At 43.2% G+C, this 16244-nt stretch carries 11 protein-coding genes and 1 pseudogene; 7 read left to right on the forward strand and 5 right to left on the reverse strand.

All coding sequences use genetic code 11. The features are described 5' to 3' along the window. Positions 1–961 precede the first annotated feature (961 nt). Positions 962–1453 (reverse strand): hypothetical protein, encoded by a 492-nt coding sequence (locus tag CXF61_RS09610; protein WP_227526653.1) that lies wholly within the window; start codon positions 1451–1453, stop codon positions 962–964. A 202-nt stretch (positions 1454–1655) separates the two neighbouring features. Between CXF61_RS09610 and CXF61_RS09615 the strand changes: the two genes are divergently transcribed. Continuing rightward, entirely contained in the window at positions 1656–2324 is a 669-nt protein-coding gene (locus tag CXF61_RS09615) for a hypothetical protein (protein WP_165598048.1), read from the forward strand. A 261-nt stretch (positions 2325–2585) separates the two neighbouring features. On the opposite strand, the gene rhuM is transcribed toward CXF61_RS09615, so the two are convergent. The 3 genes from rhuM to CXF61_RS09630 form a co-directional block, all read right to left on the reverse strand. Continuing rightward, positions 2586–2723 (reverse strand): RhuM family protein, encoded by a 138-nt coding sequence (gene rhuM / locus CXF61_RS14335; protein WP_413775336.1) that lies wholly within the window; start codon positions 2721–2723, stop codon positions 2586–2588. 280 nt (positions 2724–3003) lie between these two features. Beyond that, entirely contained in the window at positions 3004–3747 is a 744-nt protein-coding gene (locus CXF61_RS09625; protein ID WP_165598049.1) for a M90 family metallopeptidase, read from the reverse strand. A gap of 83 nt (positions 3748–3830) precedes the next feature. After that, positions 3831–4403, reverse strand: coding sequence for a TetR/AcrR family transcriptional regulator (locus tag CXF61_RS09630; protein ID WP_165598050.1), 573 nt, complete (start codon positions 4401–4403; stop codon positions 3831–3833). A 118-nt stretch (positions 4404–4521) separates the two neighbouring features. Here CXF61_RS09630 and CXF61_RS09635 point away from each other — a divergent pair, with 118 nt between their 5' ends. Further along, positions 4522–5961, forward strand: a complete 1440-nt coding sequence (locus CXF61_RS09635; RefSeq protein ID WP_165598051.1) for an NAD(P)-binding protein — start codon at positions 4522–4524, stop codon at positions 5959–5961. A 38-nt stretch (positions 5962–5999) separates the two neighbouring features. Beyond that, complete coding sequence (locus tag CXF61_RS09640; protein WP_165598052.1) at positions 6000–7130, forward strand: DUF2855 family protein; 1131 nt, start codon at positions 6000–6002, stop codon at positions 7128–7130. Between the two features lie 187 nt (positions 7131–7317). Here CXF61_RS09640 and CXF61_RS09645 read toward each other — a convergent pair whose 3' ends face one another. Beyond that, on the reverse strand, positions 7318–7956 hold the full coding sequence (locus CXF61_RS09645) for a GDSL-type esterase/lipase family protein (RefSeq protein WP_227526654.1): 639 nt from the start codon (positions 7954–7956) through the stop codon (positions 7318–7320). Between the two features lie 358 nt (positions 7957–8314). Here CXF61_RS09645 and CXF61_RS14275 point away from each other — a divergent pair. The 4 genes and pseudogenes from CXF61_RS14275 to CXF61_RS09665 form a co-directional block, all read left to right on the forward strand. Further along, positions 8315–9772, forward strand: a pseudogene (locus CXF61_RS14275) (circularly permuted type 2 ATP-grasp protein); the annotation flags it as partial. A gap of 854 nt (positions 9773–10626) precedes the next feature. After that, positions 10627–11412 (forward strand): transglutaminase family protein, encoded by a 786-nt coding sequence (locus tag CXF61_RS09655; RefSeq protein ID WP_165598053.1) that lies wholly within the window; start codon positions 10627–10629, stop codon positions 11410–11412. 42 nt (positions 11413–11454) lie between these two features. Beyond that, a complete protein-coding gene (locus CXF61_RS09660; protein ID WP_165598054.1) occupies positions 11455–12195 on the forward strand; it encodes a proteasome-type protease in 741 nt (246 codons plus the stop codon). 608 nt (positions 12196–12803) lie between these two features. Next, positions 12804–16190 (forward strand): BRCT domain-containing protein, encoded by a 3387-nt coding sequence (locus tag CXF61_RS09665; protein ID WP_165598055.1) that lies wholly within the window; start codon positions 12804–12806, stop codon positions 16188–16190. Positions 16191–16244 lie beyond the last annotated feature (54 nt).

The raw sequence follows: 16244 nt of genomic DNA on the forward strand, positions 1-16244 counted from the left end.
TATAAAAATCAGGGTCATAGTACTGTTCTGTGCAAATTTAGAATGCACCAATTTTGAGGGGTTTATAGAAAATATATAACGAAAGGCTGAATATATTAAAAAATATCAATAGATAGCTCATTCATCTTAAAAATAGCTTGGTAACAATAAATAGAGGGCTACTGTTTGTGGGTAGATAAGATTTATCGCTACGCAAAAGAGAATAGAGTCAGTTCTAATGATTTAACAGTCTGTCTATGATTTAAATTTGAAATGTTATACGTGGTGACTTGGCATAGTGATTGAAGGCTAGATAAGATTAGAAATATTCGAAGGAGTTATAAAGTCTGGCTGATTTTTTGCAATTAGATATAGGTTGGTAATATTAGTTGATATCTAGCCACACAAACGATGGTTATCAAAAATAGGCGATTAGCATATCTATATTGAAGACTTAGTCAACAGATACAGATACAGATACAGATACAGATAATAAATAAACTATCGCAGACGAATAGCCATGATCATATCAAATAAAAAGCTAATAACGTATTTGGACGTAGCCATTAGTATTTTAGCGAAGCATAGAATATTAATGGCTAATCATATAGAGCATGCAAATTTCAACGCCTAATAAATCGTTAGGTGACCGATGCAATAATATACCTGTCAGAGATGTTTAGAAGTAAAACTGATCAAGCGTGAACTATCATCCAAAAGATTCGGTTGAATTAACAGGACAGAGTTAGTCGGTGAGAGCTAAATAGTTTGGTAGGATGTTTATACCTAGCAGTATCAGAAATGTATGATCGTCATGATTCTATAGTTAGTAAGGCTTAAACCTACGACCTAATAGACCTTATTTAACATAATATACATTATGCGAAAACAAACCAACGGTTTTAGTAGTTAGGCGAAAAACCATTTATACCATGTCATTCTGATACCTTAACTCGGATTTGATATTAGTTATAGACTTTTACTAACGACAATTTTCAAGCAAATGCTGACGCAAAGTTTTGCCATCCCGATCTAAAACCACGTCTGCGACTTGGCAATTTTTATTATTGTCATCACATGACAACTCATAATAAACATCGCTACCTTGTGCCAAGCTAACCTGAACCAATCCTTGATCAGTTATTGAAAACTTTTTGTCTTGCGTATAGTCAGGATCTTGCGAGTTCCAAAGTACATCGTAATCTATATTGCAGGACGTCTGAGTTTTATCAAAATATTCTTGCTCAAGTTGCATGGCTGCTTGCAAGTCAGCATCTGCGTATTGCTGCAACACTACAGGATGACTCATACCTTGATCATCCATATCTTGTTGGTACATTTTCGTGATGGTCGCAATCTTGATATTAGCCATGGCATTTTGTTTCTGATCTACTTTTGATACATCCGCTATAGCGTGACCGACAGGCATCAGTCCTATGGTCAATAGTAATGTCAGCGATTTATATGTTGGCATTTTATTCTCTGCGAGCTTTTGTCCTATAAGTGTTACCGACTATTACATCATACCTATATTCGGACTCTGCTGTATTATCGTATCATTCAGGTTTACTTACCAAAATATCGATTACATAGCGCTTTTATGGTATTTTTTACCAGTTCCCATGACAATTTATAGTGATGTTTCTTTCGCTAATAACTGTGCTAAGGATGATTTTATGATGACATTACCTGCTTTTTTTAAGGAAAAATCTGCGACATTAGCCTTTAGTAGTTTTTTGCTATTCACGCTAGCTGCGACGGGTTGTCAGTCTGCTTCTGAGTCCAGCGAAGCCATTGTATCTCAGCCAACCAGTAGCTCATCAACACCTAGTAATGCTGATATCAGTCAGCAAACCCTTAGACAGCAAGCGTTACGTATACAGCGCGCACTGGCAAATAAGGACTTTTCTAGAATCACTAATGACATCCATCCAACACGTGGCGTTCGTTTTTCGATGTACGCTTATGTACGGCCTGAGTCAGATAAAGTCTTTAGCCGCGGGCAATTTGCACAGTATTTACAGCAGTCTAACATTCAATTTACTTGGGGCAAAAAAGACGGTACTGGCGACCTATTGGTAACGCCGTTGCCTGCTTATCTGGATACTTGGGTGGGTGGCAAAAATTTCAATAACGCTAGTGTCAATGTCAATGAACTCAAAAATAATGGCAATTCTATCAATAACTTAAAACAGATATACCAAACATCAGATGTTGTAGAATTTTATTATAAAGGCACGGATGAGTATGATGGTATGGACTGGCGAATACTGCGTTTGGTATTTGATGAGTATCAAGGCAAGCGGTATCTGGTGGCGATTATCAATGACCAATGGACGACTTAGAGCGTATAGAAATATTGCCCGACAACTTCTATAAGGCTTGTTTAAATTGGCAGCCTACTCTATCTGGTTATAAATGCTATATATATTCAATTAAATATATATAGCAGCTTGTGCTACATGGTTTTTAGTATAGTTTTTAATGACAATCTTCGTCAGTTTTAAGCTCGGTGCTTTGGGCAATTTTTTTGATTAATTTTAGCGCTTGTTGTAGCTCGCTTGAGTTTTTATAGAAGCGCTGTTGATTGAGCGTATAGCCTTGTACTAAGTAGTCGCTGCGTTGCCCAACGCTCTAAATTGCACACCTTGATGAGATTTGATGCGATAGCCTACTGATATAACCACGTCTAAGTCGTAAAAAGTCACTCGACGGTTTGAATTTGCAATATGCATTTTTTGCATATTGCAAATTCAGCGATTTTTTCATCTTTTATGGCATTGGCGATATGACGAGAAATGACTGATTGATCACGACCAAACAACTCGGTCATTTATGCTTGTGACAGCCAGACAGTCTACTGCTCGAAACGTACATCTACTTGCGCCTTTCCATCAGCACTTTCATAGATTTCTACTTTTGCCACATCATCACTTATAGTGTTAACCACCTCAGCTTCCCCAATTCCAATATGCTTATGCTGTCTTGAATACAGTTTACTGTCACCATCTCTATAAATATCACTCATAACGGCGTCTGACGAAAGAATTTCACCATAATCTGATAAACGTCAGGATAAGCATCGACCAGCTTTTGCGGCGTTTCAAAAAACACTTCACTGAGTACCGAAAAAAACTCAGCAGGATTGGTTGCTCCATAACGATCAAGCCCTGACTTGCGATGTGTTTGAAAATCTTCAAAATCGCGACTCATAATCTGAGTCCAGTTTGCAGGATCCATATCAGGTTGCATCGGTGGAAAACCATTGGCGCGGCCGTTCATCATATCGAGCTTATGTACAAATTCATGAATGACAACGTTGTGTCCGTCACGTTCGCCTGAGTGCTTGGCATCTTTCCATGAAAGAATAACAGGCCCTCGCAGCCATGCTTCTCCGCTACGGTGCTGAGTGCCTTCATGGACGATACCAAACTCATCCACCGTGGTGCTGTTGCTTTTGTACGAGCCCATATAAATAATGATGGATAACCAACCAGCATACCAATCAAGGCCTAAGTTCAAGATCGGCAAACACGCTTGCAGTGCGATAGACTGTCTGACAGCATCGGTAATCTCAAAACCTTGTGCGCCTGTGATGGACTTATTAGCCAAAAACAATGTCGCGAGCTCAAATAAATGCGTCATCTCGTCAACACTCAATCTGTCGAGTATCACGATACGCTCAGCCGCTTGCATCCAATCGGCATGGGTAAACTCGCTATTGTCTAATATACGCTGTTCACGCCAGTCTTTTATGATACCAAACATAATTTTCTATCCTTAAACCTTACGACATTGAAATAACTCAGCCTAGCATGCACTCACTTGCCACAAATATACCAATATCGTTATTAAGAAGACTTTATGGCATCCAACTGTACTCCAACCACACGAAGTGCCATCGTCTTCCAATCTAGCTCCAGTTCATCGGCGAACACAACATGGTGACTGATACTGACGTAACCATGCACGATGGCCCAGATATCTAACGCTATTTGCCGACGTTCCGTCATGCTAGCATCTTCTGATAAATAAGAACCTGCGACCCGAACCAACTTCGAAAACGCGCTATCTCTTGCTGCAATGGCCTCGATTGAGGGCTGATATCCTGCATCAGACTCCCCAAAAATCAGACGATAGTGTGCTTCATATTTCTCGCCTACATTGAGATACCCTAGGCACGCCTCTAGCACTTGCTCTTTGTTTGCTCTACCCTCTGGAATGACATCCATTGCTTCACGGACGAGATTAAACCCTTCTATGTACAGCGCATCTAGTATGCCTTGCTTACCTTGGAAGTGACTGTATATACCGATGGTGGACAGTCCTGCCCGCTTGGATATGGCGCGTACACTCAAGGCGTCCCCACCCCCTTCTAAGAAAAGCTCAGATGCAGCGTTTAGTATTTTGGTTCTGGCATCCATTAGATTCTCACTATGTCTTGACAATTATAACAGTGTTATTCTAGTATATAACACTGTTATGCACAAACAATTATGAATTGATTGTGTTGATGAAAACTCAACTTAGAGTAAGGACACTATGAGTATTCAACAGCTAGAAACGGATTATCTAATCATTGGTAGTGGCGCGGTGGGCATGGCTTTTGCCGATGTGCTGCTCACAGAAACAGATGCTAATATTATTATCGTCGATAAACATCATAAGCCAGGCGGTCATTGGAACGATGCCTATTCGTTTGTCACCTTACATCAGCCGTCGTCTTTTTATGGCGTTAGCTCACGTGAGCTTTGCGGCGGTATGATTGATAAAATTGGTTTAAATAAAGGCTTGTCCGAGCTGGCGTCAGGCGCAGAAGTCATGGCGTACTTTGATAAAGTCATGAAGCACACGTTTTTACCAAGTGGCCGCGTGAAATACTTCCCGATGTGTGACTACAAATGCGACGGTAAGTTTTCATCATTACTGTCTGATACCAGCTATGAGGTTGAGGTCAATAAGAAAATCATTGATGGTACTTATTTTAAAACTTCAGTACCAGCAACCCATACCCCAAACTTTGAGATTGCTGAAGGTATTAAGTTTGGCCCGTTAAATGATTTGCCGAGTCTAACCAAACCCCGTGATGGTTACGTTATCATTGGTGGCGGAAAAACAGGTATAGATGCGGTTTTATGGCTACTAGAGAATCAAATTGACCCAGACAATATCACGTGGATTATGCCAAGAGAGGCTTGGCTGATCGATCGTAAAAACACCCAACCCTCTCGTGATTTTTTCGTTCATACCATGGGTGCACAAGCCACTCAGGCAGAAGCGATTGCTGATGCTGAAAACCTCGAAGACCTGTTTGATCGTTTAGAAAAAGGTGGCGTATTAATGCGTCTTGATCCAAATGTGCGCCCTCAAATGTTCCATGGTGCCACCATTAGTAGTGATGAGCTCAAGCAGTTACGCCGTGTTAAAAACATTGTACGTAAAGGGCGCGTGACTCGCTTAGATACTGACAAGATTTATTTTGGTGAGGACAGCATTTCTACCACGCCCAACACCATGCATATCGACTGCTCTGCACGGGCAGTACCAGTGACAGAGACTTACGATGTATTCAAAGGTGATACCGTGGTGGTGCAAACCGTACGTACCTATCAGCCTGTATTTAGTGCCGCATTTATCGCCCACATTGAAGCCTGTTATGATGATGAAACCATCAAAAATGAGTTGTGCCAAGTGGTGCCAATCCCAAATCATGATACGGACTTTTTAGTTGGCCTTGTCAAACAAATGCAGAATCAGATGCGTTGGTCAAAAGAGCCTGCGCTACGTGAATGGATGATTAACAATCGATTAGATGGCTTTACCAAATTGGTACGAGCCAGCGAAGACACGCCACCTGAAGAGTTAGCCATCCTTAAACGTCTAAAGGAAGCAGGACCAAAAGCCGCTGCAAACATGCCCAAACTCATGGGTGAAATCATGCAAATTACGGCAGCACGTCAAGCCAAAACTGCTAATGCTTAACCTGATGACCATAAAGTAAAATAAAAAAGGAAATAACCATGCAAGAATTTCAGACCAATAAAGCAAACCTAACTCAAGCTCGCCTACAAGAGACGCCTGTACATACCCTAGGTGATGGTGAAGTACGTGTCAAAGTTGATCGCTTTGCTTTTACTGCGAATAATATTACTTATGCAGTCATGGGTGACCAATTACGCTATTGGCAGTTTTTTCCGCCAAATGGTGACGAGCCTGAAAAATGGGGCATCATTCCAGTCTGGGGATTTGGCGATGTGATCGAATCAAATAGTGATACATTACCTGTTGGTGAGCGCTTATTCGGTTACTTCCCGCCCGCCAATGAATTAATCATAACACCCAAGCGAGTCACCCAAACCAGTTTACTTGATGGTAGTGTCCATCGTGCCGAGCTACCACCCGGTTATAATTTATACCAGCGCGTCAATCATGAACGAGGCTATGACCGCGCTCATGACGATCAGCGTATGCTGTTGTTCGTATTGCACCTGACCTCATTTTGCTTACATGATCTATTGAAGGGTAATGATTGGTTTGGTGCAGAGCAAGTGTTGATTATCAGTGCCTCTAGTAAAACCAGTATCGGCCTAGCCTATGGCCTCGCTGATGATAAAGACGCGCCGCACGTTATCGGCCTCACATCAAACCGTCATGTAGATTTTGTTCAGTCAATTGACGCTTATGACAGTGTGCTTAGCTATGACACCCTTGAGCAGATTGATGCAACTAAGCCGACAGTTATTGTAGATATGTCGGCCAATACTGACGTGCTCAGCCGTCTACACAGACACTTAGGCGATAACATGCGCTACACCAGCAATGTCGGCCTTACGCACTGGGACGAGCCACGTCATGCCGAAGGTATCATTCAAGAACGTAGCCAGCAGTTTTTTGCGCCCAGTCATGTACAGCAACGTATGAAAGAATGGGGCCCTGAAGAGTTCAATAAACGCTCTATACACTACATCATGAATAGCACCGCAAAAACTAGTGCGTGGTTAAAGATTCAAGAGCTTGATGGAGTTAAAGGTTTACTGGAGGTTTATAAAGATATCTGCGAAGGTAAGATAGCCGCTGATGAAGGTTTGGTAGTAGTTATGGGTGACGATGAAGGTTTGGTAGTAGTTATGGGTGACAGTGAAAAAGACTAAACTATAAAACTGGCTATAAAATTTATCGACTATTTGTCATTAGAAAAATGAAAATTAAAAAGCAGAGAGCCTTGCCAATAAACTCTCTGCTTTTTTTGCTTTATATACTGACTACAGACATACGCCCTACTCATAATCTTTAAACTTAAAAACTTTTAAATTTAAAAACGGTAGTTTAAATTGCGGTTTAATGCACCCACCCTTCGTCTTTTAGATAATCATTCAACCCTTCAGCGAACTGTCTATAGCCTGCCGCATTGGCATGAATTTTATCAGATTTCAATGCATCATCTGACAGTACAGTTGACCAGCCATCAGAATACAGAGGTATGCCTTCAGCTTCCGCAATATCTTCATACAGTGGATTATCACTTGCCTTGCCAAACAAAGCACTGGTACTGAGATACGGCTCAGCGATTAGGACAACGTCAATATTGTTGGATTGTAAGGTATCTATAGTCGCGATGATATTAGCCCGCGTGGTATCAGGTGCAATCCGCTGCAATACATCATTACCACCCACACCCAGTAAGACTAAATCTGGGTTTTGCTCAGTGATCTCATTCACTCGAGTAAGCACATCTGCAGAAGTGTCACCATTTACGCCTGCATTAACGACGTTCCATTTGCTTAGCTCTGCTAGCACCGTAGGATACGCTGTTTTAGGATTTGCGCCGTAACCATAGGTTAATGAGTCGCCAAGTGCGACCACTGTGCTACCAGCGGGCAAGATATCTTGTTGTGGTTTGCTACCACAGCCAGTTACACTGATAGTCGCTGACAACCCTATACCTGCCAGCATTAAAAACCTACTACGTAGCTTCACGTCTTCTCTCCTCCTGTTTCTATTGAGTTAAACTTATTATAATTAGGTTCAAGTTTTTAAAAATCTATTATTTAACTCTTGTTGTATATTGCTCAGTAACCGTTGTATAGTCCATACAGGAGATAGACTACCTATAGACTACCTGTTGGGCGCAGTACCAGTGCTACTCTACTTAGCATAGACAGTGTATTCATCATAAAGTATAACTTTACCAAGGATACGTGAGGTATTTATGAATAAAACAGCATCTCAAAGTCAGTCTAAGGATGGAAACCCAGACAAAGAAAAATCTGCAAATCAGAGTCAGAGTCAGTCCATTAAAGCAACCAGAACCGATACCACAAGTCCTGATTCAACGATGGCCAAAGATACCTTAACAAAAGACACTTTAGAAAAATCTGAGCAAAAACCACAAAGTTTCGATGAATTGCAGATAAGTAAGGGTAAGTATCGCCCAGTGGCACAAGCTGTTGGCCATTGGCTTGATAACATCAACATGGATGCCCTCAATTATTTAAACGAACAAGCAGAAAATATCTTTTATCGTAAAGGGGTCACCTTTACCGTCTATAGCGACGCCAAAAACATCGAGCGTATGATTCCGTTTGATATCATTCCACGCATTATTGCCGCGAGCGAATGGAAACAAATAGAAGCAGGCTGTAAACAGCGTATCACGGCTCTCAATGCATTCTTACATGATATCTACCATGACCAAGCCATCATGAAGGCAGATATTGTCCCTGCCAGCTACGTCTATGCCAGTGGCTGCTATGAGCCATGGATGATGGGCATTGAGCTCGACAAGCCTATCTATTCGCACATCAGCGGTATTGATTTGATTCGAGACGAGACAGGTAAGTTTTGTGTGTTAGAGGATAACCTGCGTACCCCATCAGGCGTCTCATATATGCTTGAGAGTCGCAATATATCAGAGACACTATTAGCTGATATATTTACTGAAACGCCTATTATGGGTATTAGTGATTACCCTAGCCGTCTCAAAGCCTGTCTTGCCAGCTCAACATCCAAATATGATCCACAAGTCGTCATTTTAACGCCAGGTCGCTTTAATAGTGCCTATTATGAGCATGCTTTCTTAGCGCATGAGATGAATGTACCACTCGTCCATGGGTATGATTTGGTCGTTGAGGACAGCAAAGTCTATATGCAAGGCATTCGCGGCAAGGTACAAGTCGATGTGATCTACCGCCGCATTGATGATCCCTATATTGATCCGTTAGCCTTCAAATCTGATTCCATATTGGGTGTATCAGGGCTAATGAGTGCTTATCGCGCTGGCAACGTGGTGATTGTTAATGCTCCAGGTACAGGCGTGGCCGATGATAAGAGTTTATATCCTTTTGTACCAGATATGATCAAATTCTACTTAAATGAAGAGCCCATCCTACCTAATATCGAGACATACCAGTGCCGTAAGCCCGACGATCTCAAATATGTACTCGACAATCTAGACAAGCTGGTGGTAAAAGAAACGCAAGGCTCAGGCGGCTACGGAATGCTCATTGGTCCAACGTCGACCAAAAAAGAAATCGAAGAATATCGCCTGCGCTTGCTTGAAAACCCAGCCGGTTTTATTGCTCAACCGACTATCTCATTATCTACCAATCCCACTGCCGTAAGCGACGGTATCGCACCGCGTCATATTGACTTGCGTCCCTTTATCCTCAGTCATGGTGATGGCACAGTAGATATTGTACCTGGTGGTCTGACACGAGTGGCCATGGTTGAAGGCTCTTTGGTCGTCAATTCATCACAAGGCGGTGGTATCAAAGATACTTGGATTATTGATGACAGTGATTTAGACAACCAGCAAACCGACAAGTGCTCGCCTTTATCATCAGTAGGTGTCAATGCTTTAGGGCATGCGAACTACTATGATCGAGTCCAGCCCTTAGAAACAGGTTACGAGAGTTTAGATGATGCGCCCATGATACTGCTACTCTCTACCGCCAGCCACTTGATATGGCTAGGCCGATATAGTGAGCGTCTGTATTACTACGACGATGTTATGAAACAACTCATCAAAGGCGATCTCAAAAAATCACAGATTAGGCATCTAATTAGTCATTTAGGGTTTGCCGTTGATGGTGAAGTGTCACTGACCACCATGAAAGCACAAATGATGGCTGATTTGGAACAAAACATCATACCCAATATCGTGCAATCTATTGAGGACAATGTCCAAGAGGCCAAAGGTGTCATTGGTAAAGATACCGCTGAGTTATATAACTTAATCAAGCGTTTATCAAGTGCTGGCACGTATCGAGCAGCGACCTTGCAGCTACACGCGTGTAACGCTGCGATGAAACAAGAAAATCCGACAGTGACTTGCTTCTGGCAATTAGGGCGCCACTTTGAGCAGCTTGAGCGTGCCGTCTTGTTGGAAGAGGATTCAACAGAGATCAGTTTTGAATTCAGACATTGGATTAATGAGTTGCCGGAGAATACGCGCTGGCGTGAGCTTATCCGCTTGACCAACCAGATGATCAGGTCAAAGAAATTTAGTGATTTTGCGCTGATTAGCAAGGAGTTCAATCTCATATTGCGTCAAGGTGTATAGAAGGTGTCTAGCCAAAAACCAATAGCAATGGCTCATGAGACATATGGAATAAACAGAAAGTAGAAAGATGCTATAAGGAAAATGCCATGAAACTTCAAATCAGTCACCAAACCAACTATTATTACAATGAGCTAGCGCAGCGCAGTGTACAGTATATACGCATGACCCCCATGCAAATGCCGCATCAGACCATTCATAAATGGGATGTCATGCTCCCTAAAGTGGCGACTAACCAAAAGGATGGCTTTGGTAATGCATGGCTCACGCTCAGTCGTAACGAGGCACATAACAACTTACAAATGCAGGCGTCGGGTATCGTTGAGATCAACACCGAAACCGAACGTTTAGAGGATATGGATCATGTCCCCTACCTGCTATTTACCGTACAAACCCCGTTGACCAAATGCTCACAAGAGATGCGAGAATTTGCAGCACCATATCTGAAAACCCCTACTCATGACAGCTTAAAGGCGATGGCGAATGCCCTTATTATGAAAATGCCTTTTGTTAAAGACGTCACACATGTGGGCACAACTGCTGCTGAGGCGTTTGCGACAAGTGCCGGTGTGTGCCAAGACCATACGCATGTATTTTTAGGTATCTTGCGCGATCAACAGATTCCAGCGCGTTATGTGTCCGGTTATCTGTATGACGATACCGAAAATCACATGGCCAGTCATGCATGGGCTGAGGTTTGGCTGGATGGTTACTGGTATACTTTTGATATCTCAAATCAGGCATTTACCCCAAACTCACATGTGTACGTGGCTATTGGGCGAGATTATCTAGATACAGCGCCTGTTCGCGGCGTGCGTATGGGCGGCGGTTACGAAAATCTTTACAGTTTGGTATTAGTCAAAAAGCTATCATAGCGTTTGCTATTTTTTATTACGTTTATTCATCAAGGGTATTTTATGACTTATTGTGCTGCCATTCGTCTAAAAGACGGTATGGTCTTTGCCAGTGACACGCGCACGAATGCCGGTGTTGATCACATATCGACATTCAGAAAGTTGTATCAATACGGCGTTGAAGGCGAGCGCTTTATGGTGCTACAGACAGCTGGTAGCTTAGCGACATCGCAGGCAGTGTTCAATAAACTACAAAGCGACATTGACCAGCGTGCTGAGAGTAACCTTAATACAGTAGCGACGTTGTTTGATGCCGCGCAAATGGTTGGTGAATGTATGCGTGATGTTATGAACCATGCAAAAGCAGTCGCTAACTCTACTCGCGATGGTGCATTTACCAGCTCGTTTATGCTTGGCGGTCAAATCAAAGGACAGCTACCTGAGCTATACCTGATTTATCCTGAAGGCAATTGCATCAAAGCCACTGAAGATACACCGTTTTTTCAGTTGGGCGAAAGCAAATATGGCAAACCTATTTTGGATCGTTCTGTCAGCTATAACACGGATGTAAGACACGCGGCACGTGCGCTGATGCTGTCATTTGATTCCACGATTCACTCAAATCTATCAGTCGGTATGCCGATAGATTTTGTACTTTATGACAATGACAGCCTAGCTCTGCCCAACGGCCGACGTATTGATGAGCGTGACGAGTACTTTAACACCATCCGTCATCAATGGTCAGATGCGTTACGTCGCACGTTAGTTGAATTGCCTAAATGTCCTGATGGTTATTGGGGATAAATAGCTCCGTATAAAATCATATTTTCTGCACTAAAAAGCCCTTTGTCTATCACAAAGGGCTTTTTTATTATCAACTAATAATCAGGCAATAAAAAACCGGATTAGCGCTGAATAAACAGCCCTAATCCGGTTTTGCTTTAAAGGCCTTGAATGCCATCATAATGATGTCACACTCAATTGTTGTGTAATCTACCTCATGACCTGGTACATGGAAGACTCACTGGACTGCACCTAGATAAAGGCCCTAGTGCATTAGCTCAATCACGATTGCGTGATTGCGCCAGCGAGCTAATGACACTAGGGCCTTTATCTAGGTATTAGCAGGACTGAAACAGTCTTCCTTGGGTAAAATGTAATGGCTTGACTCGTGGACGACGCAACGTCGCCCCTCACCGTAAACGGTGAAACGCTAAATCTCACAACTCGTTAAGTTTGCCTCATAACAGTTATTATTGTCAATATATAATTGCAAATAAAATCGTGCGCGACGCTATATGTCGCAGCCCATATATTTCCTTACAAAAGTCCTTGATATTTTCTGTGAAACGCGCTTTTATGGTGCTACAAAATTACGCGCACTGACAAAATAAAAATTAAGGCAAATTTCTATGAGTCTGTCATTTTCACAAATTCAGCAAGCTTGGCAAGTCCAAGATCCAAGTTTGGTCGATAAATTATGTACATTGGCAACTCAAGCTGTTGCGATTCCCGAGACGCCCATCCCTGAGCATGAGCTTACTTTTGATCGGTTTTTAGATAAGATATTTAGTCATCAGTTTCGGGACCAACATCCCGAAGTACAGTTTACAGAGCGCGTGGCAATGATTGCCAAACTGGAAGCAGACGAAGGCGTTTACCCCCTCCCAGATCGCTATAAGATCCATATAACACTGACCGCACTGTGGGAAGATGGCAGCGCGTACTCTAGAGCCATCTTAAAACAAGCCATTACGGCTTTGCCAGTCAGCTATGGTGCGTGGAAGGGTTTAAAGCGTATTTATAAGCAAGCTGAATTTTCTCAAGATTATGAGATATTTGGACAAATAGCCGCCAAGATTGATTTACAGCGTTTCAATCAAACCGCCAACTCTGCGGTCAGCCTAGCTACCAAAACCTATATGAGCCTTAGAGCATGGCGTTATTTGCGCCAGCTAGGACAGCAAATGCCAATTGGCTACATTGATGCCGCCGTTTCTGTACTCGCCAGCTATGACGAAACCATGACAGCAGGCAGCCTTGAACAAACGAACAGCTGGGTGCTCAATCATATTTGCTTCCACAACAGCCTTGATTATGGTGTCAATCGATTCAGCAGTCGCTCACCTCGCAAGCTCTTTGATGCAAAAGGTCGCGCGTTCTCTGAGTCATGGCAACGAGACCCTGAACCACTTATCCAGCTATTGGCTATCGCCAAAAATGAGGCTATCAGACAGTTCGCAACCGATAGCCTAAAGCACGACTTTAAGACCCAATTACGTGATGTGAGTGGTGAGACGCTACAATATTTATCTGCCGGACAAGCGCACAGCAAAGCGCGTGATGAGATGATTGTTTGGTTATTAGAAAATTCACCGCATTTTGAAAAGTCTAAATTTCAAGTATTGGGCTTGCATCAAGTCGTACTGCAACTACTCCTTTCACACTATCCTGCCGCCTATCAATATGCGATTGGCTATGCCAAAAGCTATGCTCAAGACTTATCGCTCACTGAGCTGATGTTACTAGCCATGTCAGATTATGAGCCTGTTAGAGCATTTGCCATCAATAGTATCCTGAGTCGTGACCTTGTTGCTGATATTGGTGTCAACGGTTGGGGGCAGTTATTAGATACCGAACATCACTATCAAACCGCGAGCAAACAACTTAGCAAACACTTTACAAGGCGCGATTTGACCCCTGAGTGGTTTTTTGAACGATTGACTAGCGGCAGAACACACAGCGTAAAATTTGCCATAAAAAAACTGCCTGAGCTTTATAGTGCCAAAGAGCTAGGGACTGAATACTTTATTCGCGTTGCCCAGCAGTTAGATATACCAGAGCAACAGGAATTCGCTGCTAATAACGACAGCTACTGCATGGACTTTGCGTTGGACCAGCTCAGACGGTTGGATTTGAGCCAAGTAAACGCTGCCGTGTGGCAAACACTGCTATTACATCCACTGTCGCAAGCGACTATTACTGATTGGTTTGATGAAGATGTACTGTCAGCGGCGACGCTTGATATGAGCTATTGGCATGCGCTTGCCTATGAGCGTGATTGGCAAGTGAGTGAATATATTGAACAATTAAAATCTGCTGACACTCCTATTAAAAACTGGAAAAAGCACTTGACCTTTGATGAGTATTTAGCAGAAAACGTGCGAGATTGGCTGTCTGATGTGCGTCGGTTTGCGCCGATAGATTTAGGTTTCGACTGGCTTATGAATCTTGCGCATAGCGAACAAGCACTCTACCGTGAATTTGCTATTGAGCGCATTAACAAAGGGTTCTTGCCTGCCGACTTTGTCGCATATCTTGACAGTAATGAAGACGCCTCTACTGACAACGCTTCCAGTAATAGCATTGACAATAAAGGTTCTGATAGCAGTGCCGCTACTGAAGTAGATTTAACCGGCCAACGCTATTTATTCACAGGCAAGATGCAAAGTATGACTCGTGGCGAGGCCGAAAAAGTTGTGAAAGCGGCTAATGGTGCCATCAGTGGTGCTGTCAACGGCAAGTTAGATTACTTGGTCATCGGTGATGATGGTTCACCGTTATACGGTAATGGCCGTAAAGGTAGCAAGCAAGTGAAAGCCGAAAGCTTAATCGCCGATGGTGCGCCGCTAAAGATTATCTCCGAAACCGCATTTTTGCAGATGTTAAGTGGTCAATCTAGAGAGGTATCTGAAGACGATACTTTTGCAGGTGCCAATGCACTGTGGCATATGGCAACAGATGATGCTACTGCACCTATCAGTGAGCTTGCGATCAGCTACCTCAGTCATCATCATGAACAGATCTGTATGGCACTGACAGACAGACCAGTCGATCCCGATGCGATTATCCCTTCTTCGTTCTTTGATGCGGAGCGCGTCATTCCTTTATTGCAACACCGTAACAGCCAGCTGCGAGCATTTGGCTTATTACTGAGTGAGTATGAAATGGCGACGTGGCAACCGACGCCGGCCCTATGGCTGATGATGGCAGAATCTCCCTATACTGAGGTCACGCAACTGCTGAAGCGTGCGCTATTGGATAAGCCATCCGTTGCCAATCGACGTTACCACGTTCAGCCAGCACAATTAAATGCTGGCATGTTGAATGCTTTGATTGAAAGCAAAGCGCGAGTCGCTCGCCAAATCGGCATTACCTTGCTGCAGCGTCATGCTAATTTCCAAGATGTGCAGTCTCTATATCGATTGACCCAAAGCACAGACCGCGAAGTACGCTATGCCGCCGTGACCATGCTATGGAAACACTACAAGGCGCGTCACGCGTCTCCAAACTGGCAACCAACCAGTACCGATAGTAAAGATAAAGATGCTACTCAAGATAAAGACAGCAGCGCTCAACCAGTCTTAACAGAGCAGTCAGATAGTCGTTTAGCAAGCTTGCCTGCAGAAGTCGATCAGTTATTGATGCTACTACGCCGTGGTCTCTTTGAGCTACCACCTGGCCGTCTAGGTGGTTCGCAAGAGCCCAGTACTATTGACAGCAGTAAGCATAAGCAACAACGCTACTCAGATAAAACCTTATCGGAGCAAACTGAGTCAAATATCAATATCACGCTAAAACCTATATCTGCGAGTCGTGCTAAATTGGCGTTGATTGAGACCTTTCGTGATGTGGCATTGGCTGACAGCACCTTTGCGGCGCTCATTATGCCCACACTGTTCACCTTTACGCACTCTGCAGGCAAGATGGAGCGTCATGCGTGTTTGGTTGCCGTCACGCGGTTATTGCATCGCTATCCTGAGCTATCTAAAAATCTGCAGCCAGTGGCATCGGCTTAACGGCTTTGGCAAACAGATATAGATAAAAGATACTTAAAAAAATATGACTTCACC

This window comes from Psychrobacter sp. 4Dc (genome assembly GCF_002836715.1).
Classification (GTDB): domain Bacteria; phylum Pseudomonadota; class Gammaproteobacteria; order Pseudomonadales; family Moraxellaceae; genus Psychrobacter.

Excerpts from the sequence above, each read along its gene's own strand:
- CXF61_RS09610 (WP_227526653.1), bottom strand. The coding sequence starts at position 1,453 with ATGCCAACATATAAATCGCTGACATTACTATTGACCATAGGACTGATG.
- CXF61_RS09615 (WP_165598048.1), top strand. The coding sequence starts at position 1,656 with ATGATGACATTACCTGCTTTTTTTAAGGAAAAATCTGCGACATTAGCC.
- rhuM (WP_413775336.1), bottom strand. The coding sequence starts at position 2,723 with ATGCAAAAAATGCATATTGCAAATTCAAACCGTCGAGTGACTTTTTAC.
- CXF61_RS09625 (WP_165598049.1), bottom strand. The coding sequence starts at position 3,747 with ATGTTTGGTATCATAAAAGACTGGCGTGAACAGCGTATATTAGACAAT.
- CXF61_RS09630 (WP_165598050.1), bottom strand. The coding sequence starts at position 4,403 with ATGGATGCCAGAACCAAAATACTAAACGCTGCATCTGAGCTTTTCTTA.
- CXF61_RS09635 (WP_165598051.1), top strand. The coding sequence starts at position 4,522 with ATGAGTATTCAACAGCTAGAAACGGATTATCTAATCATTGGTAGTGGC.
- CXF61_RS09640 (WP_165598052.1), top strand. The coding sequence starts at position 6,000 with ATGCAAGAATTTCAGACCAATAAAGCAAACCTAACTCAAGCTCGCCTA.
- CXF61_RS09655 (WP_165598053.1), top strand. The coding sequence starts at position 10,627 with ATGAAACTTCAAATCAGTCACCAAACCAACTATTATTACAATGAGCTA.
- CXF61_RS09660 (WP_165598054.1), top strand. The coding sequence starts at position 11,455 with ATGACTTATTGTGCTGCCATTCGTCTAAAAGACGGTATGGTCTTTGCC.
- CXF61_RS09665 (WP_165598055.1), top strand. The coding sequence starts at position 12,804 with ATGAGTCTGTCATTTTCACAAATTCAGCAAGCTTGGCAAGTCCAAGAT.